The organism is Streptomyces sp. NPDC097619 (genome assembly GCF_040302735.1).
GTDB lineage: Bacteria > Actinomycetota > Actinomycetes > Streptomycetales > Streptomycetaceae > Streptomyces.
In genome coordinates this window covers 20,602-44,452 of sequence record NZ_JBEOSD010000046.1, presented here as the reverse complement: position 1 = coordinate 44,452, position 23,851 = coordinate 20,602, and the positions used below count along the sequence as shown (strand labels likewise).

General features: G+C 74.4%; 23 protein-coding genes. 10 read left to right on the top strand and 13 right to left on the bottom strand.

What is annotated here, in order from left to right; genetic code table 11:
- Positions 1 to 29: 29 nt before the first annotated feature.
- A complete protein-coding gene (locus tag ABTZ17_RS15550; RefSeq protein ID WP_352196128.1) occupies positions 30 to 1,436 on the bottom strand; it encodes a M1 family metallopeptidase in 1,407 nt (468 codons plus the stop codon).
- A 386-nt stretch (positions 1,437 to 1,822) separates the two neighbouring features.
- The gene (locus ABTZ17_RS15545; RefSeq protein WP_352196127.1) at positions 1,823 to 2,527 is read right to left on the bottom strand and encodes a class I SAM-dependent methyltransferase; all 705 of its coding nucleotides are present in this window, start codon (positions 2,525 to 2,527) and stop codon (positions 1,823 to 1,825) included.
- 301 nt (positions 2,528 to 2,828) lie between these two features.
- Between ABTZ17_RS15545 and ABTZ17_RS15540 the strand changes: the two genes are divergently transcribed.
- From ABTZ17_RS15540 to ABTZ17_RS15525, 4 genes are all read left to right on the top strand, one after another.
- A complete protein-coding gene (locus tag ABTZ17_RS15540; RefSeq protein ID WP_352196126.1) occupies positions 2,829 to 3,260 on the top strand; it encodes a UBP-type zinc finger domain-containing protein in 432 nt (143 codons plus the stop codon).
- A 41-nt stretch (positions 3,261 to 3,301) separates the two neighbouring features.
- Complete coding sequence (locus ABTZ17_RS15535; protein ID WP_352196125.1) at positions 3,302 to 4,066, top strand: maleylpyruvate isomerase family mycothiol-dependent enzyme; 765 nt, start codon at positions 3,302 to 3,304, stop codon at positions 4,064 to 4,066.
- 147 nt (positions 4,067 to 4,213) lie between these two features.
- Positions 4,214 to 4,765: a DinB family protein gene (locus ABTZ17_RS15530; protein WP_352196124.1), complete on the top strand. Its 552-nt coding sequence runs from the start codon at positions 4,214 to 4,216 to the stop codon at positions 4,763 to 4,765.
- Positions 4,766 to 4,820: 55 nt separating this feature from the next.
- Positions 4,821 to 5,954: a helix-turn-helix transcriptional regulator gene (locus ABTZ17_RS15525; protein ID WP_352196123.1), complete on the top strand. Its 1,134-nt coding sequence runs from the start codon at positions 4,821 to 4,823 to the stop codon at positions 5,952 to 5,954.
- Here the strand turns inward: ABTZ17_RS15525 and ABTZ17_RS15520 are convergent.
- The 5 genes from ABTZ17_RS15520 to ABTZ17_RS15500 form a co-directional block, all read right to left on the bottom strand.
- Positions 5,909 to 7,087, bottom strand: coding sequence for an SDR family oxidoreductase (locus tag ABTZ17_RS15520; protein ID WP_352196122.1), 1,179 nt, complete (start codon positions 7,085 to 7,087; stop codon positions 5,909 to 5,911). The two genes, ABTZ17_RS15525 and ABTZ17_RS15520, sit on opposite strands and share 46 nt — an antisense overlap.
- Positions 7,088 to 7,399: 312 nt before the next feature.
- On the bottom strand, positions 7,400 to 8,608 hold the full coding sequence (locus tag ABTZ17_RS15515) for a DUF6545 domain-containing protein (protein ID WP_352196121.1): 1,209 nt from the start codon (positions 8,606 to 8,608) through the stop codon (positions 7,400 to 7,402).
- Position 8,609: 1 nt separating this feature from the next.
- Complete coding sequence (locus tag ABTZ17_RS15510; RefSeq protein ID WP_352196120.1) at positions 8,610 to 9,188, bottom strand: toxin-antitoxin system, toxin component; 579 nt, start codon at positions 9,186 to 9,188, stop codon at positions 8,610 to 8,612.
- 303 nt (positions 9,189 to 9,491) lie between these two features.
- A complete protein-coding gene (locus ABTZ17_RS15505) occupies positions 9,492 to 10,262 on the bottom strand; it encodes a hypothetical protein (RefSeq protein ID WP_352196119.1) in 771 nt (256 codons plus the stop codon).
- A 125-nt stretch (positions 10,263 to 10,387) separates the two neighbouring features.
- Positions 10,388 to 11,278 carry a DUF2306 domain-containing protein gene (locus ABTZ17_RS15500; RefSeq protein WP_352196118.1) on the bottom strand — a complete coding sequence of 297 codons (891 nt, stop codon included), beginning with the start codon at positions 11,276 to 11,278 and terminating at the stop codon, positions 10,388 to 10,390.
- Positions 11,279 to 11,505: 227 nt separating this feature from the next.
- Between ABTZ17_RS15500 and ABTZ17_RS15495 the strand changes: the two genes are divergently transcribed.
- Positions 11,506 to 13,074 (top strand): sensor histidine kinase, encoded by a 1,569-nt coding sequence (locus tag ABTZ17_RS15495; RefSeq protein ID WP_352196117.1) that lies wholly within the window; start codon positions 11,506 to 11,508, stop codon positions 13,072 to 13,074.
- Positions 13,071 to 13,847 carry a response regulator gene (locus ABTZ17_RS15490; protein ID WP_352196116.1) on the top strand — a complete coding sequence of 259 codons (777 nt, stop codon included), beginning with the start codon at positions 13,071 to 13,073 and terminating at the stop codon, positions 13,845 to 13,847. The genes ABTZ17_RS15495 and ABTZ17_RS15490 overlap by 4 nt, the downstream gene beginning before the upstream one ends.
- Positions 13,848 to 13,996: 149 nt before the next feature.
- Here the strand turns inward: ABTZ17_RS15490 and ABTZ17_RS15485 are convergent, their stop codons facing one another.
- Positions 13,997 to 14,341 carry an ArsR/SmtB family transcription factor gene (locus ABTZ17_RS15485; protein ID WP_352196115.1) on the bottom strand — a complete coding sequence of 115 codons (345 nt, stop codon included), beginning with the start codon at positions 14,339 to 14,341 and terminating at the stop codon, positions 13,997 to 13,999.
- Positions 14,342 to 14,520: 179 nt separating this feature from the next.
- Here ABTZ17_RS15485 and ABTZ17_RS15480 point away from each other — a divergent pair, with 179 nt between their 5' ends.
- The 4 genes from ABTZ17_RS15480 to ABTZ17_RS15465 all read left to right on the top strand — a co-directional run bounded on the left by ABTZ17_RS15480 (position 14,521) and on the right by ABTZ17_RS15465 (position 16,784).
- The gene (locus ABTZ17_RS15480; protein ID WP_352196114.1) at positions 14,521 to 14,874 is read left to right on the top strand and encodes a putative quinol monooxygenase; all 354 of its coding nucleotides are present in this window, start codon (positions 14,521 to 14,523) and stop codon (positions 14,872 to 14,874) included.
- Between the two features lie 44 nt (positions 14,875 to 14,918).
- Positions 14,919 to 15,752: an adenosylcobinamide amidohydrolase gene (locus ABTZ17_RS15475; RefSeq protein WP_352196113.1), complete on the top strand. Its 834-nt coding sequence runs from the start codon at positions 14,919 to 14,921 to the stop codon at positions 15,750 to 15,752.
- 79 nt (positions 15,753 to 15,831) lie between these two features.
- Entirely contained in the window at positions 15,832 to 16,293 is a 462-nt protein-coding gene (locus tag ABTZ17_RS15470) for an STAS domain-containing protein (protein WP_352196112.1), read from the top strand.
- 149 nt (positions 16,294 to 16,442) lie between these two features.
- Positions 16,443 to 16,784 carry an STAS domain-containing protein gene (locus ABTZ17_RS15465; RefSeq protein WP_352196111.1) on the top strand — a complete coding sequence of 114 codons (342 nt, stop codon included), beginning with the start codon at positions 16,443 to 16,445 and terminating at the stop codon, positions 16,782 to 16,784.
- 364 nt (positions 16,785 to 17,148) lie between these two features.
- Here ABTZ17_RS15465 and ABTZ17_RS15460 read toward each other — a convergent pair whose 3' ends face one another.
- From ABTZ17_RS15460 to ABTZ17_RS15440, 5 genes are all read right to left on the bottom strand, one after another.
- Positions 17,149 to 19,104, bottom strand: coding sequence for a carbamoyltransferase family protein (locus ABTZ17_RS15460; RefSeq protein ID WP_352196110.1), 1,956 nt, complete (start codon positions 19,102 to 19,104; stop codon positions 17,149 to 17,151).
- A gap of 315 nt (positions 19,105 to 19,419) precedes the next feature.
- Positions 19,420 to 20,403 (bottom strand): SGNH/GDSL hydrolase family protein, encoded by a 984-nt coding sequence (locus ABTZ17_RS15455; protein WP_352196109.1) that lies wholly within the window; start codon positions 20,401 to 20,403, stop codon positions 19,420 to 19,422.
- A gap of 40 nt (positions 20,404 to 20,443) precedes the next feature.
- On the bottom strand, positions 20,444 to 21,469 hold the full coding sequence (locus ABTZ17_RS15450) for an NAD(P)/FAD-dependent oxidoreductase (RefSeq protein ID WP_352196108.1): 1,026 nt from the start codon (positions 21,467 to 21,469) through the stop codon (positions 20,444 to 20,446).
- Between the two features lie 5 nt (positions 21,470 to 21,474).
- The gene (locus ABTZ17_RS15445) at positions 21,475 to 22,956 is read right to left on the bottom strand and encodes an MFS transporter (protein ID WP_352196107.1); all 1,482 of its coding nucleotides are present in this window, start codon (positions 22,954 to 22,956) and stop codon (positions 21,475 to 21,477) included.
- On the bottom strand, positions 22,946 to 23,851 hold the full coding sequence (locus ABTZ17_RS15440; protein ID WP_352196106.1) for a phytanoyl-CoA dioxygenase family protein: 906 nt from the start codon (positions 23,849 to 23,851) through the stop codon (positions 22,946 to 22,948). Before ABTZ17_RS15440 ends, ABTZ17_RS15445 begins: the two co-directional genes overlap by 11 nt.

Genomic DNA, 23,851 nt, shown 5'->3' with positions numbered 1-23,851 from the left:
CGCCCCGGCACACTGCCCGATTCGCCCGCTCAGCGGGCGGCGGTGGGCACCGTGAGGATGCGGTGTTCGCGCCAGAAGGCGGTCAGGTCGGTGCGGGTCGCCGCCTGCGCGGCGCGCTGGAAGGCACCGGTGGTGGACACCCCGTACCAGTGGTTCCGGGCGTAGCCCTTGAGCATGGCGCCCATGGCCCGCGCGCCGAGGACCCCCTCCAGGTCGTGCAGGGCGCAGGCGCCGTTGTGGTAGACGAAGCGGTTCCAGCCGCGACCGTAACCGGCCCAGAAATCCATGGAGTTGGTGATCGCCTGGTTCGGGTTCTCCCAGCGGACGCTGTCGGCGCACGCGAGGCCGGTGTCTCCGATCAGGCGTTCCGCGGCGTAGGTCGCGAAGGCCTCGTCGAGCCAGGGGGAGGCGAACTGGTCGTTGCCGACAATGCCGTACCACCACTGGTGGGCCAGCTCGTGGAGCATGCCGCTCTCGTTCCCCTCGGCCCAGACCAGCACCAGACCGGGGAACTCCATGCTGCCGATGGCGTCGAACCGGTCACTGATGACCGCGTCGACCTCCCCGTAGGGGTAGCGGCCGTACCGGGCCCCGAACCCGTCGATGCCGCGGACGGCGTCCGCGCGGGCGGCCGCGACCGTGGCCGCCGGGGTGCCCTTGGTCCAGTACGAGCGGACCTTCACTCCGCCGGGCGAGGTGGCGGTGGCGGTGCGGAAGGGGCCCGCGGCCCAGACGAAGTCGCGGACCCGCGGGGCCTCGCTGGTGGTGACGGTGCGTCCGGGGCGGCCCGGACGGGTGGTGGTGGTCCCGGTGGCGGGGACCTTCAGGGCCGTGGGGTGGTCGAGGATGACGTGGAAGTCGGAGGTCAGGGCGTAGTAGCTCTCCCCCCGGTCGTACTGGCGGTCCAGGTGCCAGCCCCGTGCGTCGCGGACGGCGAGCACGGGCAGGGCGTTGCCGAGGTAGCGGTGGGCGCCTTCGCGGCCGAAGCGGTGCAGCCGGTCGGGCACGGTGATCGACACGTCGAAGCCCACGGTGGCCCGGCGGCCGGGTGCAAGCGGCGCGGGCAGGGCGATCCGGACCGCACTGCAATCGACGACGGGCGCGCCGGCCCTGCCGCCGGCGACCCGGGTGATCCGTACCGGGGGCGGGTCGGCGGGGGTGCGGCAGCCCTCGGGGGCGTTGCCCCAGAGCCGTACGTACACCTCGCGGAGCGGGGTGGCGGAGGTGTTCGCGAAGGTCACGGTCTCGCGGCCGGTCCAGCGGGTCCCGGTGCCGTCGGAGCGCAGTGCGACGACGTACTCGGCCCGCGAGGGCGTCGCCTGCCCGGGCGCGGCCGGTGCCGAACCAGCAGTGGCGGGAGCCGCCGGCTCAACCCTGCCCCCGCCGGGGTCCGCGGCGGCCGGGGCGGCGAGTCCCGCCGCCCCGAGGAGCGCCACGAGGACCAGCCCGCTGACACGGCGCCGGTTCCGACTTCCGTGCCCGTACCGGTACACGTACCCGTGCCCGCTCCGGCCCCGGTGTCCGTCCGCGGGTGCCCTGGCGGCTGTCGCCGCCGGGGCCGCCGCTGCTGCCGTCGCCGCTGCCGTGCTCCTGCCCGTTCCCGTGCGTCTCATGGTCCGCCCCCGCGGTCGTGACCGGCCGTGCCGGCCGGTCGTGGGTGGTGGTGCCGAACCGCTCGCGGCCGTGGTCGGCGGCCGGAGCGGGCCCGACGGTACGGGACCTCCTCGACCCTGCCCAGAGGAGGCGCGTCCTCCGCGGCAGCTCGACCGGATCCGGTGCCCCGCGGACCGGCGGTCGCGGGGTCGGGGGCAGAGGGCAGGGGTCAGGGGGCGGCCGGTTCGGCGGCGGGCGAGGGCACGGGCGGGACGGACATCGGGGTGGCGGTACGGCGGAGAAGGAAGCCGTGCTCGGTCAGGCGGGACAGGCCGAACTTCTCCACCATGCGGTGCTCGGGGCGCGGTTCGTCGAAGACGTGCTCGATCTCGAAGTGCCCGCCGAAGTAACCGCGCACCCGGTCGGGGCACACGGAGAAGGGTGGCTCCGGCAACTCGGGCAGGTAGTCGAGGGTGTTGAGGAAGTAGCGGGCTCCCGGATCCAGCAGGGCGGTCAGGTGCGCCACGTACCGCTCCCGCATGTCCTCGGGGAAGGCGACGAGGCAGGCGCGGTCGTACACGAGGTCCACGGGGCCGCCGAGGTCGGCGGTGGTCAGTCGGAAGAAGTCCGCGTGGAGGAGGGTGAGGTTGCCGGAGCGGAAGACTCCGGGGGCCGGTTCCTCGGGTTCGAGGCCGTTGTCGGCGAAGAACTGGTGCACGGCGCTGTCCACCAGCTCCACGCCGACGACCTCCGCGGCGCGGGTGGCGAAGGCGGGCATGTCCGCGGACTTGCCGCACAGCGGCACCAGGACCCGTGCCCCGTCCACGAAGCCCCCGTCCAGCAGGTGGCGGGCGTGGGGGTGGACGGCCGGCAGGTGGAAGCTGGTCTTGCTGCCGCCCTCGCGCCACGAGTCGATCCAGAACTGTCGTTCCACGCCCGTCCTCCTCCCTGGTGCGGGCCCGGCTCGGCCCGGCAGGACAGCAGGGTAGGGGCAGGAGGCGGCCTCCACGGCCGGGACGGTCGGCAAACCCCCCGAAGGACGGACCCGGAGGCGGAGGGAGCGGAAGAGAGGCGGAGGGAGTGCGGAGGGAGCGCGCGGCCTCCGGTCATGGGAGAGCTTCCGTGGGAAGGCGTCCGCAAGGACGGGGACACGGATCCGCATCCGCGGCCGGTGTTCCGGACGAAATCACCTCCGAGCGGCGAGGCACGGACGTACGGACGGAAGGAAGAGGCCCATGGCGGGCGAGCACGACCGGTGGCAGGTGGCCCCCGACGGCGGCCGGGTGTCCGCACGGACCTGCGACCACCTGGAGCTGCTGCACGCCCTCCGACCGCACGAGCGCCCACGCTCCGAGGAGACGGCCTCCACCGACCGCCGCGCCGGGGAACCCGTACCGGCGCGGGAAGCCGTGGCCTCTCCGGGACGGGTGCCCCCGCCCGATGTCGCCCGCTGCGCGGACTGCGAGGCCCGCGGCCTGCGGTGGGTGCGGTTGCGGTGGTGCGTGACCTGCGGGTACGTCGGCTGCTGCGACAGCTCGCGGGCCGGTCACGCCCACGCCCACCACGTGGCGACGGGGCATCCGCTGGTCCTCTCCCTGGCACCGGACGAGCACTGGGCCTGGTGCTACCCCGACGAACTCTTCCTGGTCCGGGCCACGGCGAGTTGATCGGGTGCGGGGGCGTCCGGCCGGGTGGTACAAGATCACGCGTGACTGAGAACCCCGACTTCCCCACCCTCCTGCGGATGATCGACGAGCGGTCCGCCGCGTTCCGCGCCGCGATCACCGCCGCCCCGCGCCTCGACGCCGACGTGCCGTCCTGCCCGGGGTGGACGCTGTACGACCTGGCGAACCACCTCAGCGAGGGGGACCGCTTCTGGGCCCACATCGTGCGGAACACCGCACCGGGCGACGAGCGGCCGACCAAGGACGGGCTGGCGGCTCCCACGGAGCGCGGGGAGCTCATGGCCTGGCTGGCCGACTCGACGGAGCAACTGCTCGCCGCTCTGCGCGAGGTCGGCCCCGACAGGTCCTGCTGGGCCTGGTGGGAGCCGCTGGCCTCGCCCCACACGGTGGCCGCGGTGGCCCGCCGGCGCGTCCCCGAGTCGATGATCCACACCTATGACGCCCAACTGGCCTCCGGTGACCCGCGGGAGCTGCCGACGACCGAGGCGCTCGACGCCGCCGAGGAGTTCCTCGCCACCGTCGGCACCGTCACGGTCCCGTGGCCGGGCGAGCCCGCCACCATGGACTACCACGCGACGGAGGGCCGCTCCTGGCGCCAGACGGTGGACGCCGCGGGCTCCCGCTTCACCCGCCTCACCCCGGCGGAGGCGACCCTGAGCAAGCCCACCGCCGCGCTGCACGGCACGGCGAGCGAGCCGGCCCTGCTGATGTACATGCGGATCCCGGCCGACGCGGTGCGGACGGAGGGCGACGCCGGGCTCCTCCAGCGGCTGCAGAACTGGGGCTGATCGATCGGTGATCCACCGCTCCCGACCCGGACGGAACGCGTCGCCCGTGCGGTCCCGGCCCCTGGTCGCCTCCGGATCGGGAGGGGTCGGGGACGGATAGCGAGGGATCGAGGACGGGGCGGGCGCTCGGGTCTAGGGTCGGGTGTCATGATCGAATTCACTGCGGAGACCTGGCCCGAGCCGCCACTCGCCGGTACGGAGGCGGCGGCCGTGCTCGGCGCCCTCGAACGCCAGCGCGCCACTGTGGCGTGGAAGTGCACGGGGGTGGACGCGGCCGGCTCACGGGCCACCCTCGGCACCTCCCGCGTCACCCTCGGCGGGCTCCTCAAACACCTGGCACACGTCGAGGACAGCCACTTCGCCCGGCTGTGGACCGGCACCCCCGTGGGCCCGCCCTGGGACACGGTGGACTGGGCGACCGACCCCGAATGGGCCTACCGCACCGCCGCCGAGGACACCCCCGAGGAGCTGTTCGCCCTCTGGCAGGCGGCCGTGGCCCGCTCCCGCGCCGTGGTCGAGGAGGCCCTCGCCGCGGGTGGGCTGGATCAGCTCGGCGCCTTCACGACCAGCGACGGCGAGCGCCCCAACCTGCGCCGCATCCTCCTGGACCTCGTCGAGGAGTACGCCCGCCACGCCGGCCACGCCGACCTGATCCGGGAATCCGTCGACGGACTCACCGGGGAGGACCCGCCGCTGTGAGGCCGGCGAGCGCGCTGAGGCGCCGTTCGCGCGCCGGGTCGGCGATGCTGGGGGGATGCGTGCCGCCCGCCTGATCCGCATGGCCCTCCTCATCCAGTCCAGCCCCGGCCTGACCGCGGCCGCCCTCGCCCGCGAGCTGGAGGTCTCCGAACGCACCGTGATCCGCGACGCGCAGGCCCTCCAGGAGGCCGGGGTCCCCGTCCGGTCGGAACGCGGCCGGGTGGGCGGGTACTTCCTCGCCGCGGGCCACCGGACCCGGCTGACCACGCTCCACCCGACCGAGGCGGAGACCCTCTTCCTGTCCGGGCTGCCCTCAGCCCTCCGGGACCTGGGGCTGTCGGACGCGGCGGAGACCGCCCGGCTGAAACTCACCGCGACCCTGTTGCCGTCCGTGCGGCAGGCCGCGGAGTCCTCCGTGCGCCGCTTCCACCTGGACGCCCCCGCCTGGTTCCGGGAGCCCGCCACCCCCGCCCTGCTGCCGGAACTGGCCCGAGCGGTCTGGGCGGACCGGCTCGTCGCACTCACCTACGCCCGCCCGGGTCGGGACGGCTCGCCGCCCACCACCGTGACGCGGGTGGTGGAGCCGTACGGACTGGTCCTGAAGGCGGGCACCTGGTACGCCGTGGCGCGGGTCCCCGGCACCCGTACGGGCGGTGGGAGCGAAAGCCCCGGGAACACGAGCCCCGGGAACACAAGCCTCGGGAGCGAGCACGGCGCGGGCCGCGCCGGCGGATGGCGCACCTACCGCGTGGACCGGATCACCGCCGTCGACCCCGCCCCCGGCACGACGGAACCCTTCGTCCGCGACGCCGGGTTCGAGCTGGCCGCGCACTGGGAGGCCCGCTCGGCGGGCTTCGCCCGGGCCCTGCTGCGCACCACCGTGCGGGTGCGGCTGTCGGAGCGCGGGCTGCGACTGCTGCCGACCGCCGTGGACGGGGCGGCCGTCGCGGACGCCCTCGCCTCCGCGGGCCCGCCGGACCCCGCCGGCCGGGTCGCGCTGGACCTGCCGACGGAGTCCGAGGAGGTGGCCTTCGACCAGCTGGCGCGGCTCGGCGCGGACGTCGAGGTGCTGTCCCCGGCCGGGCTGCGCGCCCGGTTCCGCGCGCACGCCACCGCACTGGCCGCCCTCTATGGCACCGGTAATCAGGAGGCGGCGGAAGCCTCTGCTCCGGGAGCCCCGGGCATTTGAGCAGCGGCCCTGGAATCCTCCGGGTGCGTGGAGCCGGGAGCCGTGGAGCCGGGGGCTTCCGCCGGGGCGTTGCGGTAGTCCTCGGGGGAGCCCTCCGCACCGCCGTACACGACGTCGTCGAAGTAGGGCCAGGCGTCGGGGCGGCTGCCGTCCACGTCCGTCACCCCGTATGCGCGGGCGAGTTCGCCGCTGGAGGTGGACCGGCCGTTCCAGCGGGTGGCGCGCTCCGGGTCGGCGGCGAGTGCCGCGACCGCCCGGGCCAGGAAGGCGGGGGACTCCGCGATGGCGAAGTGGGGGTCCTGGGCGATCGCGTCGCGCCAGTTCTCCTCGCTCACCCCGAAGTGGGCCAGCATCTGCTCGGAGCGGAGGAAGCCCGGGGTGACGGAGACGGCCGTGCCCCCATACTCCTTGAGTTCCTCGGCCAGCCCGAAGGCGAGCCGGATCGGGGCGTTCTTCGCGAGGTCGTAGTACATGTTCTCGCGGTAGCGGCGGTTGAAGTGCGCGGTGCCGTCGGTGACCTCGATGTGGAGGGGCGCGTCGGAGCGGATGAGGAGGGGCAGCAGCAGCGCGGCGGTGATCACGTGGGAGCGGACGCCGAGTTCGAGGATGCGCAGGCCGTCGGCGAGCGGGGTGTCCCAGCTCTTCTTGCCGAACACCGCGTCGTTCAGGAGGTGTTCGCCGCCCCAGAGGTCGTTGATGAGGATGTCGAGCCGCCCGTGGTCGCGGTCGATCCGTTCGACGAGGGCGCGCACCTGTGCCTCGTCGAGGTGGTCGGTGGGGACCGCGATGCCGGTGCCGCCCGCCGCGGCGACGAGTTCCGCGGTCTCCTCGATGGTCTCGGTGGTCCGGCCGACCTCGCTGGCGCGGGTCCGGGTGGTGCGGCCTGTCACGTACACGGTGGCTCCGGCCCGACCCAGCTCCACGGCCTGGGCGCGGCCGGCTCCGCGGGTGGCGCCCGCCACGAGGACGATCCGGCCGGCGAGCGGGGTGGCGGAGGTGGGCGCGGGGGCGGAGGCGGAGGTGGTGTCGGGGTTCCGGTCGGTCGTGTCCGGGTGGGTGTCGTCCGGGTGGGTGTCGTCCGGGTGGGTGTCGTCCGGGTGGGCGCTGTCCTGGTGGCTGATGTCCTGGCTCATGTCATCCATCGTTCCTGCCAAAACTGACAGAACACGTCACCTTTTCCGATCGCCCCGGCCGATCGCCCGGTCGAGCATCGGATCGGTCGTCGGGCGGTCGCCCGGAGGTCGTCGGGCGGTCGCCCGAGGCCGCCGGGATCGAGTCGTGATCGAGCCGGCCCATCGGTGGCCTTCGACGGCTTGATCAACTATAGTTGGGACGACATCAGCCACAGTTGACACATCGGTCGTGGCGGTGAGGGCCCCTACGGGGGTGGGTGCCCTCACCGGCGCGGGCTCTCCCCGCGGCCCTCGACCGCGCGCCGGTGCCCCTCAGGGCCGGGCCGCGGCCAGGGCTCGGGAGACGGAGACCAACAGATCCCGGTCCCCCGCGCCCGCGGCCCGTATGGCGGCCACGGCCGGGGCTCCCCCCGCCCCGGCCGTCGGTCTGCCCTCGGCCCGGTCCGCGGCCGCGACCCGGAGCATCACGGCGAGTCCGACGGCCGCCGCCTCGCGCTCCCCCGCCCCGGCCGCCCGACTGTCCCGATAGGCCCGCTCACGCCGATCCTCACAGCAGTGGGTGCGGAGTCCCCACATCCAGTCGTGGATGGTGGTCATCCGGTACAGCAGCACCTGTTCCGGACCCGCGTACCAGGGCGGCGGCGGGAACAGTTCGCCGCGCGGAGCGGTACCGGGCGGGCCGGGGCAGCGGGCGAGCCGCCAGAGCGGGCGCAGGGCGAGCAGCGCCTTCAGCGGGTGCAGGACCCGGGTGACCAGGCCCGGCCCGTACGCCGGGATGAGGAGCCCCACGCCGATCATCACGCCGCTGGCGGAGATGAACTGGCTCAGGTACGGGTTCACGGCGTTCCAGTCGCGGCCGGCCCAGCGTGCCGCGATCGTGGCGAGCCGGCACGACCCGAAGACGATGTTGGCCATGGCCGCGACGACCAGGACCAGCAGGCCGATGCGCAGGGACGCGTCGGCGGTGGTCCGGTGGCCGTCCGGGGCCGTCCGTCGTCCGATGCCGACGAGCCAGTTCCAGCACACGACGGCGGTCACGACGGCGGCCACCAGGTACCAGAGGAGGTACAGCAGCACCATCTCGCGGATGAACGGGGTGTCGGCGTAGTAGGTGTCGAAGTCCTTGGTCCGCTCCAGCGGGGCCTCGCCCAGGGAGAAGAGGACGGTCAGCCCCGCGATCACCAGGCCGCAGAGGATCTTCCAGGTCCGGACCCTGCGGCGGGTGCGCTCGGCCTCCGCCGGCTCTCCGCTCCACAGGGCCAGTAGGACCAGGGTGGCGCAGGCGTAGGCCGTCAGGATGCTGTGGACCAGGAGGGCCGAGACGTTGCTGATGCCGGAGAGGCGGTTGACCGCCGTCACGGTGGTCGGCGAGGAGAACACGAACCCCACGCAGGGCAGCAGGAGCATGGCGTTCACCGCTCGCACCGTCGGGTTCCGCCACCCCCGCAGGAACGCCGGGAACTTCACGATCAGGGCCACGCCCATGACCGCGGCCGGCAGGTAGAAGTCTCCTTCCTGCACGTCAGCGCCCCAGAGCCGTCCGCATCCGGCCCACCAGCGCGTCGGGGGGCCGGCTGGTGCGGGTGCCGAGGAGGAAGGGCAGGAACTTGGCGGCGAGCAGGCGTCCGAAGCGCTCGGCCCGCCGCTCCTCGTCCGGGTCGTGGTCGGCGCGGGCCGCGACGTGGGCGATGGCCTCGCCGAGGGACCACCGGTCCCCGAGCAGGCGGGCCGCGGCGGCGGCCGCACCGGCTCCGCCCGTCGCGCCGGCCGGCCCCGCGCCGCCGGGAACCGCTGCCGCGCGTCCGGTCTCGGCTTCCTTCCGGTGCCACAACTCGTGCCCCAGGATCACCATCTGATGGAGCGGCAGGGTGTTCTTCTCCACCGCGACCACCTCGTGGTCGCCCAGGTCGATCCAGAGTCCGCTGACCGTGTCCGGCGGGAAGGGCTCCAGCATGAGGCGCACTTCGCGGCCGCCGGTCTCCGTGAGGTGCCCGCAGAGGGCGCGCATCAGGTCCTGCGGGCAGGGCTCCGCCTGCCGTCGGTCCCGGGCGGCCATCACCCCCATCGCGCCGGCGAACAGCTCGTCCCGGTGGCGTTTCATCGCACGGGACACGGTCAATTCATCCCACATCTGGTCCCCACCCCGTCAGGTCGCCCCGGCACGTCCCCCGGCCACGAGGCGTCCTGAAGTCTTCGTCCGTCTCCTGACGTCCGACTGCCGACCGCCGGGACGCCACGAGGGCACAACCGCCGGTCGGGACGACTGCGCACCGCGCGCGGCGGGGCGGGCGCCCGTACGGACGTCCTTGCGCCCGCGAGAGTAGGGCACGTCGCCGAGCAGGGCAAACACCCGCCGGCCGTGGTCCCGTGACGGCCCGTCGCCCGGTCGGATCGCGCCCGTCGGTCAGGGGCCGGCCGTCGGGCCGGGGCCGCCCTCGCGGGCACCTTCCTCCCGGGAGCGTTCCTCGCGCGAGCGCCGTGCGATGGACTCGATGAGGGCGAGGATCGGGCCGGCGGTGTCGTCCGGTACGTCGGCCAGGGCGCGGGCGGCGTGCGCGACGATCCCCGGTCCGGAGTCCGCCGAGCCGGCGGGCCCGGGGCCGCTGAGGCGCCGGATGTCCTCGTCCTGACGGGCGACGGTGCGTTCCAGCAGGTCCTTGTGGATCGCCTGGAGGACCCGGTCGAGGGCCTCGGCCGGTTCGGCGACGAGGAATTCGATGCCCTCCCCGAAGAAGGCCGCGATCCCGGAGGCGTGGTCGAGGTTGGGCGCCTTGCCCGTCTTGATCATCTTGTCGAGCCACTGGGCGCTGGTACCGGCCCCGTTGGCGATCTCGGCGAGGGAGTACGGGCGACGGCCGCCGTCGGGTGTGGTGCGGAGTCGGGTGCGGCGCAGGAAGACGATCCGGGACACCACGCGCCGGTGCCGCTCCTCGGGCCCGTCCGGGTCCCCGGCGCCGTCCTCGGCCCCGGCCCCGGTCCCGCCGTCACCCCGGGCGGGTCGCTCGCCGCGGAGCAGCGCGCGCACCTGCTCTTCGGGCAGGCCGGCGGCGTACGCGAGGCCGCCCTCGCCCTCCACGCGCAGGACCTCGTCCCGGTCGAGGCCGATGCGGCCGAGCAGCGCGGTGATCTGCCGGGCCGTCCCGACCGGGTCCGCGGAGGACTCCTCGCTCTTCACTGGCCCCTCGTTCCGTGCGGGTGCGGCGTCGAACGCCTGGCTGGACGGCACACAGTAGCCATCCCGCGGGGCCGCCAGCAACCAGAGTTGACATCGCCGCAACCTGGATTGACACGTGTCGGAGGTCATTCGCGCGGGAGGGGGCGATCGGTGGACGGGGTGGCGGCGCGAGAAGGGGCGGGGGCAAGAGCCGCGGGAGGGGGAGGAGAGGCGGCGGAACGGGCGTCGCGGGCGAGGGCGGGAGGAAGGGGACGGGCCTTGAGGGTGAGTTCGGCCAGGAGCAGGTTGATCAGCCAGCAGGTCCAGGCCGCGGAGGCGTACGACTCCTCGAAGGGGACGTCGAGCGCCGAGAAGAGGATCAGCCACAGGCGCAGGGTGACGGCGGCCAGGATGAGCGCGTAGGAGCGGACCATCCACACCCGGTGCCGGTCGAATCGGCGCCTGCGGGCGGTGTGCACGGCGGCGACGGTGGTGACGACGAGCAGCACGTCGAGGAAGGCGAAGCCGAGGGGGGCGATCGGGGGCACCAGGGCCTCGGGGACCAGGACCAGGCCGCCGACCGCCGTCGCGGTCACGCTCAGCAGGTAGGCGTACCCGGTGATCCGGTGCAGGACCGGGTGGCGGGTGCGCAGCCGGACCACGAACTGCCAGGGGCCGAGGAGCAGCGCGGCGGTGCCGCCGCCGATGTGCAGGAGGAGCGGGGCGAGGTGGGCGAGGTAGACGGCGCGTTGCTCCTCCAGGAAGGTGTCGGGGTCGGCCGTGAGGTAGCGGGCGGACAGCAGGGCTATCGCGGCGGCGAGCAGGGTGACCGTCAGCCAGCCGGCGCGGCGGAAGCGGGGCGGACGGGCGGTCCGAACCGTCGGGCGCGGGACTGTGGTTGCCGGTGCGGTTTCCGTTGCGGATGCTGTTGCGGTTGCCGTTGCGGATGCGGCCGTGGGTATGGGCGTGGGCGTGGCGGGCGTCGAGGCGGGATCCGGCGCGACGGGACGGCCGAGTGGGCCGGGTGTCGGGTTCATGTCGGCCACGCTAGGGAGGACGGGGCTCCGGAACGGCCCTCCTCAGGGGCGTCCCGGGGTACCCCCCAGGGGGTAGGCCGGGGAGAACCCCGAGCGGGACCGGGGGTACGCGTACCCCCCTGGGACGATGTGCCGCCGGCCGGGCCGGAGTTAGCGTTCTGAGCACCGGTCGGAGTTCCTTCCCACCGGTCCGTGTGTCCGCCGTCGGCCGGGAGGAGCCGTCCGTGATGCAGCGTTCGACGGGAGCCCCGCCGGTCCGGGGGCGGTGGCTGGGGGTGCGCCCCGTCACGGTGGACGTGTCGGTCGCCCTCGCGTTCCTCCTGGTGATGGTCGTCGAGCGGGCCGGCGCCGGAGTGATGCGGGGCGGGTGGGGGCTCGCGCTCGGGTTCCTGCCCGCGCTGGTGACCGCCCTGGCGCTGGTCTTCCGCCGTTCGGCTCCGCTGGCGGCGTACGTGGCCGGCACGGCCGCGCTGTCCGTGGAAGCGCTGTGGGGGCCGGTCAGCCCGGTCTCCCCGTACGCCAACCTGGTCGGCTTGTACTCGCTGGGTCTGTACGGGCGTCGGACGCGGGCGTGGTGGGGGCCGGTCGTGGCGTACCTCGGCATGGTCGCCTACTTCACGGGGCTGGAGGAGCGGCGGATATGGCTGGCCATGCCGGCGGGAGTCCTCTTCCTGTGGTTGTTGGCCTGGGCGATCGGCTACGGCACGGCGCGGAGGTTGGAGGAGCGGGACGCCGCCAGGCATCGGCTGCGACAGGAGGCGGTGGAGGGGGAAAGGACGCGGATGGCAAGGGAGTTGCACGATCTGATCGGCCACACCGTGAATCTCATGCTGGTGCAGACGGGGGCGGCCAGGCGGCTGCTGGACCGCGACCGGGACCGGGCCGTCCAGGTCCTCGGGCAGGTGGAGGACACGGGCCGGGAGGCCCTGGAGGAGTTGGACCGCGTCCTGGGCCTGCTCCGCCGCTCGTCCACGGCACCCGCCGGCGCGCACCCGGCGGGAGGCGCGAGCGGAGTGGGTGGCGGGGGCGGAGTGGGTGGCGGGGGCGGCGGACGGAGCGGGGGGCGGACGGCGGGCGAGGATGCCTCCGTGGGCCTGCGGTCGGGGCGCGAGGCGATACCCGGGCCCGCCGGGGGCGGGACGGATGGCACAAGCGGGACGGGCGGCACGGGCGGCACGGGCGGTACGACGAGCGGTGCGGCGGTCGGCGCGAAGGTTGGCTCTGCGGTCGGCGCAGCCCGCGGGGCGGGTGGTGTTCCGGGGCACGGCGCGAGATCCGGGTCCGTCGGAGCGTCGGCGGTCGAGGGAACATGGCTGGTCGGCGCCCTGTGGCCGGTCGAGGCGCCGTGGTCGGGCGGGGCGCAGTGGTCGGGCGGTGGTACGGCGGATCTGCTGGATCCCGACTCCGCACCCGGCCGACCGGGGCTGGCCGACCTGCCGGCGCTGGCGGCCCGCTTGGACCTCGCCGGGATACGGGTGGACACCCGGGTCGAGGCCGGGCCGCCCGGGGCGCTGCCCAGCTCCATCGACGTGTCGGCCTACCGGATCGTGCAGGAGGCGCTGACGAACACGGTCAAGCACTCCCGGGCCTCGACGGCCGAGGTGACCGTGCGCAGAACGGCCGGCCGCCTGGACATCGAGGTCAGCGACGACGGGCACGGCGGAGTTTCCGGGTACGTACCGGGCCGGGGTCTGCTGGGCATCGGTCAGCGGGTCGCGATCCTGGGCGGCACCCTGACCCACGGGCGCGGCGAGCACGGCGGATTCCGCGTGCGCGTGTGCCTGCCGGTCCGATGACGACCCGCCAGCCCGCCGCGCCGGTCAGGGTGCTGCTCGCCGACGACGACGCCCTGCTGCGGGCCGGGTTGGCGCTGGTGCTGGGGACGGAGGAGGGTCTGGAGGTGGTCGGGCAGGCCGGGGACGGCCTGGAGGCGGTCCGGCTGTGCCGTGAACTGGCACCCGACGTGGTGCTGATGGACATCCGGATGCCGGGGGTGGACGGGGTGGAGGCGACTCGCCGGATCACGGCAGCGGGGTGGCCCACGCGGGTCCTGGTCCTCACGACGTTCCACCACGACGCGTACGTGTGGGACGCGGTGCGGGCAGGTGCGAGTGGGTTCCTGCTCAAGCGGGCGTCGCCCGAGCGCCTGATCGAGGCGGTGCGGACGGTCGCGGCGGGCGAGGCCCTGCTCGACCCCGCCGTGACGCGCGAACTGCTCGCGCGGCTCGCCGCGCAGCCGCACCCGGGGGGACAGGAGCCGGGGGCAGGCACGGGAACGGGGGCCGGGGTTAGGGCTGGGGCTGGGAGAGGGACGGGAGCGGGGCCGGAGGGGGAGGTGGGGAGGGGGGCGGGGGCCCAGGGAGATGTCCGGCTGGAACGGCTGACCACGCGCGAACGCGAGGTGTTGCGGCAGGTGGCCCACGGGCTCTCCAACGCCGAGATAGCCGGGCTGCTCTCCCTGGCCGAGTCGACCGTCAAGACCCATGTGAAGCGGATCCTGGCCAAGCTCGGAGCCCGGGACCGGGCGCAGGCCGTGGCCATCTCCTACCAGAGCGGGCTCATGCGCTGACCCGTCACCGGCTGTAGGCCAGTTCGCGCCGGGCCCGGCGTCCGGCGCCCGGCGCCCGGCGCCCGGGGGTGTGGTGCCCCACCAGCAGGTGGGGCATGGGCGGGTGGGGCTCCTACCGCTCAGGCACCTGCCGCTCAGACGCCCGCCATTCAGGCGCCGGCGGGCCCCGTGGGCGCCTCGGTGTTCGTCTCGGTGGCGAGGAGGGTCAGCAGGCCGGGGAAGCGGTGTTCGAGGTCGGCGCGGCGCAGGGTGGCCATGCGGCTGTTGCCTCGGTTCACCTGGCGCACCAGGCCCGCTTCGCGCAGGACCCGGAAGTGGTGGGTGACCGTGGCCTTCGAGACGGGCAGGGCGAAGGAACTACAAGTGCGGGCCGTGCCCTCGGGAGCGGCGGCGAGTTCCCGGACGACGGAACGTCGGAGCGGGTCGGCGAGCGCGGCCAGCACGGCGCCGAGATCCATCTCGGCCCTGTCGGGGTGGCCTTCCGCGTCGGGCACGCCGTCTCCTCTCCTGGCTTCCGCCGTTCGGTTCCGCACCGTCCCGTCCGGCTTGGGGGCGCCGCACCGGAAGGCGTCGAAAGGTACGGGTTGCATCGTACCTGGGTGATCGCTAGCGTTCGGTAGGTACGAAGATCTTCGTACCTCACGCCGCATCAAGGATCACCTGGGGGACACCCATGCCCGAAGGCCCCGTCACGCTCGTCGGCACCGCGCACCCACGGCCGGACCGCGCCCACGAGCTCAAGGAGCTGCTGCTGTCCTTCGTCGAGCCCACCCGCCGCGAACCAGGCTGCCTGGAGTACCACTTCCACGAGGACCGGGACCGTCCGGGCCGGTTCGTCTTCTACGAGGTGTGGCGCTCGCAAGCCGACCTCGACGCCCACCTCGCGCTCCCGCACCTGCGCGCCTTCTGGGAACGGCGCATGGAGTACCTGGAGACCGATCTGGACATCACCTTCCTCACCATGCACAGCCCGTACGCCCACGCTCCCGCCGCGAACGGCGGCGTCGTCACGGCCCCGGCCCGCTGACCCCCGGGCCGTCCGGCCGGCACCGGTGTCCTAGCGTGTTCGGCATGGCGATGGAGACGGTGGCGGAGACGGAGACCCCGGCGGCCGACCTGCGCGGGAACGGGACCGGGAGCGGGACCGGGACCGGGACCGGGAGCGGGGAGGCCGCAGCGGGGGCCGGGGGGTCGCTGTCCGCGCTGCGGGAGCTGGCGCGGCCGGAGGACGGCGAGATCCTGCACGCACTCCTGTGGGTGCCCGGTCCCGGCCGGCGGATGGTGAGCAGCGCGGTGCTGGGCGGGGGCATCGGTGAACGGGAGTGGGTCCTCAATGCCCAGGTGGCGCACGGCTACCGGCGGACCGACCCGGACCGTCACCTCGCCGAGCTGGCACGGGCCGCCGGGGCCCGGGGTGCCGGCGTCGGGCTCATGACCGCCGCGGACGTCACGGCCCGGGGGTACGCGGCCGACGGGGGCGCGGAGGCCGTGGTCACCTCCGGGGTGAGCGTCCGCGGCTGGGCCGCAGCGCCGCCCGAGGACGGCTCACAGCCCCAGGACGGCGCGGAACCACACGACGACGCTTCGGCGCCACCCGCACCCGCACCCGGGACGATCAACATCGTGGTGTCCCTGCCCGTGGCCCTGAGCGATGCCGCTCTGGTCAACGCGGTGCTGACGGCCACCGAGGCCAAGGTTCAGGCGCTCCTGGACGCCGGCTACGACTGCTCCGGGACACCCACCGACGCCGTGTGCGTCGCCGCGCGGTCGCCGCGGCCCGGGGCGGAGGTGCACGCCTTCGCCGGGCCCCGCTCGCCGTGGGGATCCAGGCTGGCGCGCGCCGTGTACCGGGCGGTCCGTACGGCCACTCCCCCGGCCCCGCACGGTCCGGACACCCCCGGCTGACCTGGGCCCCTCAGGACCGGTGGCCGTGGTTGGGCCCGGGGATGGAGGGCAGGTGCCTACGATCACCAGGAGGTGCGCCATGAGCGCCGACCAGGAGCCCGTCCGCGAGAACGGCTCCGTACACTCCCCCTCAGAAGGCCCGGCCCGGACGACACCCGACCACCTTCCCCCGCGCGGACGCCCCACGGCGGCCGAGGACCCCACTGTCCCCGAACCGCAGACCGAGCAGCAGCCCGAACGCACCACGGAACCGGAGCGGCTGGTCGTGCGGGTGTGGGGGGACATGGACCTGGGGCACGCGGAACAGCTCCGCACGGCGCTGGCCACCGCCCTGACAGGGGCTCCGCAGCGCTGCGAGGTGGTCGTGGACCTGCGGCACTCCTCCTTCTGCGACTCGGCCGGGCTCAACGCGCTGCTGGAGGTCCGACAGCGCGCTGAGGACTCCGGACGACGGATCACCCTCGCCACTCCCAGCCATCAGATGCTGCGGCTGCTCCAGCTGACGGGAACGTCCCACCTCTTCTCCTTCACCGAGGCGTGACCGCGACCGCGACCGACGAACCGAACGGCCGGTTTCGCTTACGGACCCGGAGGTTTCGCTGGAGGGGCTGTGCTCGGCGGCACGCCTTGCCACCTTTACCTGTGCGGGGACACAACGCCGTCGTGCCTGCGGGCCGGAAGGAAACCACTGTGGGAACTCATCTCCGCGTCACCCCGGGGCCGTCAGGACCGGACGCCCGGGTGCTGGTGCTGTCCGGCGACATGGACATGGACACCGTGCCGCGGCTGCGCGCCGCTTTCGACGTGGAGCTGGCCCGTGTGCCCGCGCCCACCGTCCTGACCGTGGACTGTGCTCAGGTCGCCTTCTGCGCCTCGGCCGGCCTGAACGAGCTGCTGCGCGCCCGTCTGGAGGCCGAGGCCGCGGGGATCACCCTTCGACTGCGCGCCCCGGCCCGGCAGATGCAGCGCCTGCTGAGCATCACGGGCACCGACACCGTCTTCGACATCCGCACGGCCGCGGACTCCACCTGACCTGGCGCGGCGACCGGCGTCACGGAAACGCGGCATCGTCCCCGTGGCACGCCTCGTCGCGGAGCTGTTCGGAGACGAACGTTTCGACAGGTTTCAGCTCGGGGGCCCGAAGTACGTCCGGCGGGTCCCGTCTCGGGTGGGGTGGAGGGGGTGGCGGACGAGGCGGAGGAGGCGGCCGGCCGGGGTGAGGACGCCGTAGTACAGGGCGGCCAGGGCCAGGGTGGCTGGTTCCGGGAGGGTCCGGGCGCGCGTCCGGGGGTCACCGGCCCTCCCGGCACGGCCCTCGCCCCGCCGACCGACGCGGTCACCGACGCGTTCGCGGTCACGGTCACCGTCTGGGCCAGGGTCGGGGTCGGAGCCGCGGTCAGTCCACGGGGATCGCGTCACGCCAGTCCCCTTCCTCGCGCCAGGGCGGCTGGTCGCGCTTGTCGAGCAGGTGCTCGCCGAGAACGAGCAGGTCCATGCGGGTGCGCATGAAGCAGGCGTAGGCCTCGGCCGGTTCGCGGACGATCGGTTCGCCGCGGACGTTGAACGAGGTGTTGACCAGCACCGGGCAGCCCGTGCGGTCGCGGAACGCGGTCAGCAGGGCGTGGAAGCGGGGGTTGTCGGCGGCCGTGACGGTCTGGACCCGGGCCGAGCCGTCCACGTGCGTCACCGCCGGAACCGTGGAACGCGGCACCTTCAGACGGTCCAGGCCGGTGGATCGGCCGGGCGCGGTCGGAGGGGGCAGCAGGTCCGTCCGCGCGACCTCCGGGTGCTCCGAGCCCCCGCCCGGCGGGGGCAGGGGCTCGGGCAGTCGGCGGGACTGTGCCACCTGGGCCGTGAGCAGCATGTACGGGCTGTCCTGGGTGAGGTCGAACCAGTCCTTGGCCTCCTCGGCGAGCACGGCGGGGGCGAAGGGCCGGAAGGACTCCCGGAACTTGATCTTCAGGTTGAGGGTGGACTGGGTGGCGGGGTCGCGGGGGTCGGCGAGGATGGAGCGGTTGCCGAGGGCCCGGGGGCCGAACTCCATGCGGCCCTGGAACCAGCCCACCACCTTGCCCTCGGCGAGCGCCGCCGCCACCCGTGCGGGCAGTTCCTCTTCGGTGAGGCGTTCCGCGGGGTATCCGGCCCGGTCCAGGAACTCCGTGGTCTCGGCGGTGCCGTAGCCGGGTCCGAGGAGGGCGCCCGCCATGGCGTCGGTGCCGTGGCGCAGGTGGGCGCGGGGGGCGCCCCGGCGGTGGGATTCGGCCAGGGCCGCGCCGAGGGCCCCGCCGGCGTCGCCGGCGGCCGGCTGCACCCACAGGTCCTCGCAGACGCCTTCGTCGAGCAGACGGCCGTTGGCCACGCAGTTCAGGGCGACTCCGCCGGCCAGGCACAGGCGGCGTTCGCCGGTGCGGGCCAGGGCGGTCCGGGCCAGGCGCAGCACCACCTCCTCGGTGACGGCCTGCACGGAGGCGGCCAGGTCGCACTCCCGTTCGGTGAGCGGGCCCTCGGGGATCCGGCGGGGCCCGCCGAAGAGCTCCTCGAAGGAGCGGCCGGTCATGGTGCGGCCGTACTGGAAGGTGAAGTACCGCAGGTCGAGCCGGAAGGAGCCGTCGGGTTTGACGTCGATGAGGCGTTCCCGGATGAGGGGGGCCCAGCGGGGGGTCCCGTACGGGGCGAGGCCCATCAACTTGTACTCGCCGGAGTCGACCTTGAACCCGCAGAAGTGGGTGAAGGCGGAGTAGAGCATCCCCAGGGAGTGCGGGAAACGCAGTTCGGCGAGGGGGGTCAGGGTGGTGCCGCGACCGTGCCACAGGGTGGTGGTGGCCCATTCGCCGACTCCGTCCACGCACAGCACGGCCGCCGACGGGTACGGGCCGGGCAGGAAGGCGGAGGCGGCGTGCGAGGCGTGGTGCCGGTGGGCCAGGACCGGCGGCAGCGGGTGTCCCCCGGCGAGCGGGCGGAGCCGGGCGCGTACGTCGTCCAGGGCGCGGCGCTTCCAACGGATCCACTCGGGGAAGGCCCGGCGGAAGACGGGGAACCCGTGCGGCGCGGTGGCGAGCCAGGTGGCCATGACGCGGCGGAACTTGAGGGCCGGGTCCTCGTAGAAGGCCACGGCGGCGAGTTCGTGCGGGCGCAGGCCCGCCTCGCGCAGGCAGTAGTCCACGGCTCCGGTGGGGAAGCCGGGGTCGTGGCGGATCCTGCTGAACCGCTCCTCCTGGGCGGCGGCCACCGGGACGCCCTCGTGGACGAGGGCGGCGGCGCTGTCGTGGTAGTAGGCGGAGACACCGAGGACGGGGCCGGGGCGCAGCGGCGGGCGGGGGTCGGCGGCCCGGGGAGTGCGGTGGGCGTCCATGTCAGAAGAGGGGGTAGACGGAGTCGTCGTCCTCGGGCTGCGGGCGCAGCCGGGAGGCGGGCGGGGTCGCGGTCGGCCGCCCTCGCCCGCCTCCCGGCTGCGCTCCCGCTTGTGGCTCCGTCCGCGCTTGTGCCTCCGACTCCGTCCCCGTCCCCACCGCTGCCCCTGTCCCTTTCCCCGTCCCCGTCCCCGTCTCCGACTTGGCCTCCGGCGCCCGCGTCTCCCCCGCCGCTCGCTCATCCGCCCGGCTGTGGTTGCGGCCGCGGGTGCGGTCCCGACGGGATCGGAGCCAGTCGCCGGGGCTCGGGAGGCCGGTCACGTGAGGTCCAGGCGGTCGGCGAGCTGTCGGGCGACCAGGTCGTAGCCGAGGTCGGTGCAGTGCACCCGGTCGATGAACAGCCAGTCCTCGGGTGCGGCGACGCTGCCGAGGGCGACGTTCATGTCGAGGAAGGGCACGCCGAGCGCGGCGCAGCCGGCGGCGAGCTGTTGGGCGTAGGAGCGGCCGACGGCCAGGGTGGAGATGTCGTGGTGGAAGCGCCGGAAGTTGGAGACCTCGTCCAGTTCCTCGAAGAGGGCCCGTTCCAGGGGCAGGGGCTGTTCGCGGACCCAGGGGGCGAGGGGTTGGAGGACGAAGCTGAGGCGGGCCCCGAGCCCGTCGGCGAGGGTCTTCCAGCCGCGGAGGTGGCGCAGGGTCAGTTCGGTGGCGTGGGCGACGCGGCGTTCGGGCGGGGGGACGCTCTCGGGGGCGGGACCGCAGTCGAAGAAGGCTCCGTGGCGGCCTTGCTTCTCCTCCGGGAGCCTGCTCAGGACGAGGTTGTTGACACCGGAGAGCAGGACGATGTCCTCCAGGGCGGGCAGTTCGTGTTGGAAGAGGGTGAGGAGGAGGAGTTCCTGCGCGGAGTTGTGGCTCTGGCCGGCGAGGTTGAGCCAGGGCAGGCGGGGGGCGTACGCGTTCCAGAGTCGGGCGCTGATGGTGGCGGCGTCCCCGGTGGCGCCGACGCCGAACACGGCGGAGCTGCCCGCGAGGAGTCGGGCGGGTCCCTCGGGCCGGTCGTCCCCGATCGTGGCGCGTTGCCCGCCCGGGCCGGGGGTGATCCGGAATCCGTGCCGGTCGGTGTGGTAGACGGGGGTCTTCTCGCCGCCGTACTGGAAGTAGCCCAGGTAGGGCTGGTCCTCCAGGACGAAGGTGTAGTGCTCCATGTGCGGGGTGTGCAGGGCGCGGGGTGAGGTCATCGCGGTGGGACTCCCGTCGGGGTGCGCGGTGGTGGCCGGGCGGTCGTCGTGCCGGTCGGTCGTCATGCCCGGGGGGTGCCGGGGGGTGCCGGGGGCGCGGGGCGGTTCAGGGGGCCGGGGTGGGCGGCGGGGGTGCGGGGAGGGAGCCGGGGCGGTCCTCGCGGATCAGGTCGGAGTTGACGGCCATGGCGGCGAGTCCGCCGCTGGCGGCGGCCATGGCGGCCTGGTGCATGTTCCGGCCGAGGTCGCCGGCGACGTACAGGCGGGGGACGCGGGTCCGGCCGCGGTCGTCGCTCTGGAGGGATTCCAGGTCGGGGGCGTCCACCCAGGGGCGGAGGGGTTCGACGCGGGGTTCCATGTCGAGGTGGAGGAAGAGGGCCCCGTAGGGGGTGCTGCTGCCGTCCTCGAACTCGACGCGCAGTCCTTCCGGGTCGGGGGCGAGCCGGGTGACGCGGTCGGGTCGGACGGGGACCCCGGCGGCGGTGAGCCGGTCCTGCTCGTCGGTGGGGAGGTCGCGGCGGTCGGAGAGGTACGTGATCTCCTCGGACCAGACGGTGAGGGTGGCGGCCAGGCATTCACTGGGCTCGCCGCCCCCGTAGACGGCGAGGGTCCGTTCGCGGACCTCCCAGGCGTGGCAGTAGGGGCATTCGAAGACGCTCTTGCCCCACAGCTCGGCGAGGCCGGGCAGTGGGGGCAGGAGGGAGCGGACCCCGGCGGCGTAGAGGAGGGTGCGGGCCCGGAAGGTGCCGGACTCCTTCGTGGAGACGGTCACGCCGTGTTCGTCACCGGTGGCCGAGACCACCTCGTCGTCGCGGAAGGACACGTCGTATGAGGCGAGTTCGGCGCGGGCCCGGGCCCGGAAGTCGGTGATGGCGGCGCCGTCGTTGGTGAGGACGTTGTGCATCACCCCGGCGGCCATGTTGCGGGCGTCGCCGGAGTCGACGAGCAGCACCCGGCGGCGGGACCGGCCCAGGTAGAGGGCGGCGTTCAGGCCGGCCGGGCCGCCGCCGACGATGACGGTGTCGTAGCGGTCGGGGGCGGGGTCCGTGCCGGGTCCGGCGTCCGTGGTCGGAGCCGGGATCGGGGCCGGGGCGGTGGCCTGGTGCCGCGGGTCGTGGGCCTGCGTGCTCACAGGGGTCACTCCTTCTCGGAACGGTCGGGGTGCGGTGCGGAGGTGGGGTCGGTGGGTTCGGCGTCCGCCGTGGTGCTCGCGGCGGCCGGGACGGCCGGGGCCGGGGTGTCGCGGAGCGGGGCGAGGAGGAGCAGGGCGCCCGCGGCGAGGACCAGTCCGGAGACGACGAACACGGCCGGTACGGAGAGGACTTCGGCGAGGAGGCCGCCGAGGACGGCGCCGACGGGCATGGTGCCCCAGGAGCAGAGCCGGGAGACGCTCATGACCCGGCCGCGGAGGTGTTCGGGGGCGAGGCGCTGCCGCAGGGACATGACGGGGATGTTCCAGCCCATCATGAAGACGCCGTTGAGGGCGAGGGCGAGGCCGGTGGTGACGGGGCCGGGGGCGGCTCCGATGAGGGCGTAGGCCACGCCGGAGGCGACGAGGGACCAGCGGGCCAGCGGGACCGTGGGCAGGCGTTCGGCGGCGCGGGGGGCCAGCCAACTTCCCGCGACGGCGCCGAGGGATCCGGCGGCCAGCAGCAGGCCGTAGCCGGTGCCGTCGAGGCCGAGGGTGCCGTCGCTGAGCAGGACGAGCATGGAGAAGGTCGCCGAGAAGACCAGGCCGTAGAGGGCGCTGGCGGCGAGGGTGAGCCGCAGGGTGCGGTGGTGGAGCACGAAGCGGACGCCCTCGCGGATGTCGGTGAGCACGCCCGCGAAGGGGGACGGGGCGGGCGCGACGGAGTCGGGTGGGGTGTCGCCGGGTGCCGGTCCCCCACCGCTCGGCCCTCCCTCGGGCCCGCCCTTCTGCCCGCCCGTCGGCCCGGTCGTCGCCCCACCGCTCGGCTCGTCGCTCGGCGCGTCGCTCGGCGGGCCCGTGGTCCGGCCGGCGGTCGGTCCCGGGCGGGCGAGCGGGGTGAGGCCGAGGAGGAACACGGCGGCCAGGGCGTACAGGGCGCCGCCGGTGGCGAGGGCGGCGGCCGCGGTGAGTCCGACGAGGAGCCCGGCGAGGGGCGGCCCGGCGGTCTCGCCGAGGACGATCTGGGCGGCGGAGAGGCGTCCGTTGGCGCGTTCGAGGTGCCGTTCCTCGACGAGTCGGGGGAGCATCGCGGGGGCGGCGGTGTCGGCGACGGTCTCGGCGGTGCCGAGGAGGAAGGCCAGCGCGTACAGCACGGGCAGGGGGCCGTCCTGGGCGAGGAGCAGGGCGGCCGCGGTGAGGGCCGCGGCGCGCACGGCGTTGCTGAGGAGGACGAGGCGGCGGCGGTCCGCGCGGTCGGCGAGGACGCCCGCGGGGAGCGCGAAGAGCAGCCAGGGCAGCATGTTGACGGCGGTGAGGCCGGCGACGGCGGCGGGTTCGGGGTGGTGCGCGACGACCAGCAGGGGCAGCAGCGTCCGGGTGACGCCGTCGCCCGCGTTGGAGGCCGCGGCCGAGGCCCACAGGCGACGGAACGGGCGGCCGAGGTCCACCCGTCCCGTGCCGCGGGTCCCCGGTGGGGCGCTACTGGTCAAGGAGGCCGCCCCCGTGCCAGTCGCGGCGTCCGAGGAGCCGTTCGCCGAGCTCGGTGAGGCGGGCCGGGCCGTGGAGCAGGGCCTCCTCCTTGCGGACTCCGCCCTCCGGCGGGTGCGGGGGGATCCGGTCCCGCCAGAAGCGGACGCGGGCCTCGCGCAGGGCGGTGTTCTCCTCCCAGGCGGGGGCCATGGTCAGGTACTGGGCCATGCGGACGCGTCGTTCGGAGAGGTTGGGGTGGACCCCGTGCGGGAGGAGGCTGTTGAAGATGAGGAGGTCGCCGGGGGCCAGTTCGGGGGTGGTGATGGTGTGGCCGGTGATGTCGGGGGTCATGGGGTCGCGGTCGGCGGGCTGTCCGGCGAGCCACTTCTCCCAGTCGGCGAAGATCTCGGGGACGCACTGGAAGCCGCCGATCTCCTCGTCGCCCTCGGTGAGGGAGAGGACGGCCTGGCAGGTCCGTTGGGGCGGGTCGGCGCTGGTGTCCACGTCCCAGTGGACGAAGCCCTCGAAGGCGCGGGCGCCGTGGTTGGGCGGGTTGACGTTGGCGTAGTCGATGGTGACCCACAGGTCCTCGCGGTCCCAGATGTCGGCGAAGGCCCCGTACACGCGCGGGTTCTGCCGGACGTCCCACTGGGCCTGGTGGTTGTACATCTCGACGAGTCCGCTGTGGCCGGGCAGGCGGTCGTTGCCGGTGTGCGGGGAGGTCCAGGTGTCGGGGTCGGCGGGGTCCATGTCGAGGAAGGCGTGGAGCCCGGCCGTGAGGGAGGCGACGGTCTCGGGCGGCACGGCCTGACGGACGATCACATAGCCTCGTCCGGTCCAGTGGTCCCAGTCCTCGGGGGACAGGACGCGCAGCGGTCGGGTCTTGCGGATGTCACGCAACGGGGTGTCGGGCAC

Excerpts from the sequence above, each read along its gene's own strand:
- ABTZ17_RS15540 (WP_352196126.1), top strand. The coding sequence starts at position 2,829 with ATGGCGGGCGAGCACGACCGGTGGCAGGTGGCCCCCGACGGCGGCCGG.
- ABTZ17_RS15530 (WP_352196124.1), top strand. The coding sequence starts at position 4,214 with ATGATCGAATTCACTGCGGAGACCTGGCCCGAGCCGCCACTCGCCGGT.
- ABTZ17_RS15525 (WP_352196123.1), top strand. The coding sequence starts at position 4,821 with ATGCGTGCCGCCCGCCTGATCCGCATGGCCCTCCTCATCCAGTCCAGC.
- ABTZ17_RS15520 (WP_352196122.1), bottom strand. The coding sequence starts at position 7,087 with ATGAGCCAGGACATCAGCCACCAGGACAGCGCCCACCCGGACGACACC.
- ABTZ17_RS15510 (WP_352196120.1), bottom strand. The coding sequence starts at position 9,188 with ATGAAACGCCACCGGGACGAGCTGTTCGCCGGCGCGATGGGGGTGATG.
- ABTZ17_RS15500 (WP_352196118.1), bottom strand. The coding sequence starts at position 11,278 with ATGAACCCGACACCCGGCCCACTCGGCCGTCCCGTCGCGCCGGATCCC.
- ABTZ17_RS15495 (WP_352196117.1), top strand. The coding sequence starts at position 11,506 with ATGCAGCGTTCGACGGGAGCCCCGCCGGTCCGGGGGCGGTGGCTGGGG.
- ABTZ17_RS15490 (WP_352196116.1), top strand. The coding sequence starts at position 13,071 with ATGACGACCCGCCAGCCCGCCGCGCCGGTCAGGGTGCTGCTCGCCGAC.
- ABTZ17_RS15480 (WP_352196114.1), top strand. The coding sequence starts at position 14,521 with ATGCCCGAAGGCCCCGTCACGCTCGTCGGCACCGCGCACCCACGGCCG.
- ABTZ17_RS15475 (WP_352196113.1), top strand. The coding sequence starts at position 14,919 with ATGGCGATGGAGACGGTGGCGGAGACGGAGACCCCGGCGGCCGACCTG.
- ABTZ17_RS15470 (WP_352196112.1), top strand. The coding sequence starts at position 15,832 with ATGAGCGCCGACCAGGAGCCCGTCCGCGAGAACGGCTCCGTACACTCC.
- ABTZ17_RS15460 (WP_352196110.1), bottom strand. The coding sequence starts at position 19,104 with ATGGACGCCCACCGCACTCCCCGGGCCGCCGACCCCCGCCCGCCGCTG.
- ABTZ17_RS15455 (WP_352196109.1), bottom strand. The coding sequence starts at position 20,403 with ATGACGACCGACCGGCACGACGACCGCCCGGCCACCACCGCGCACCCC.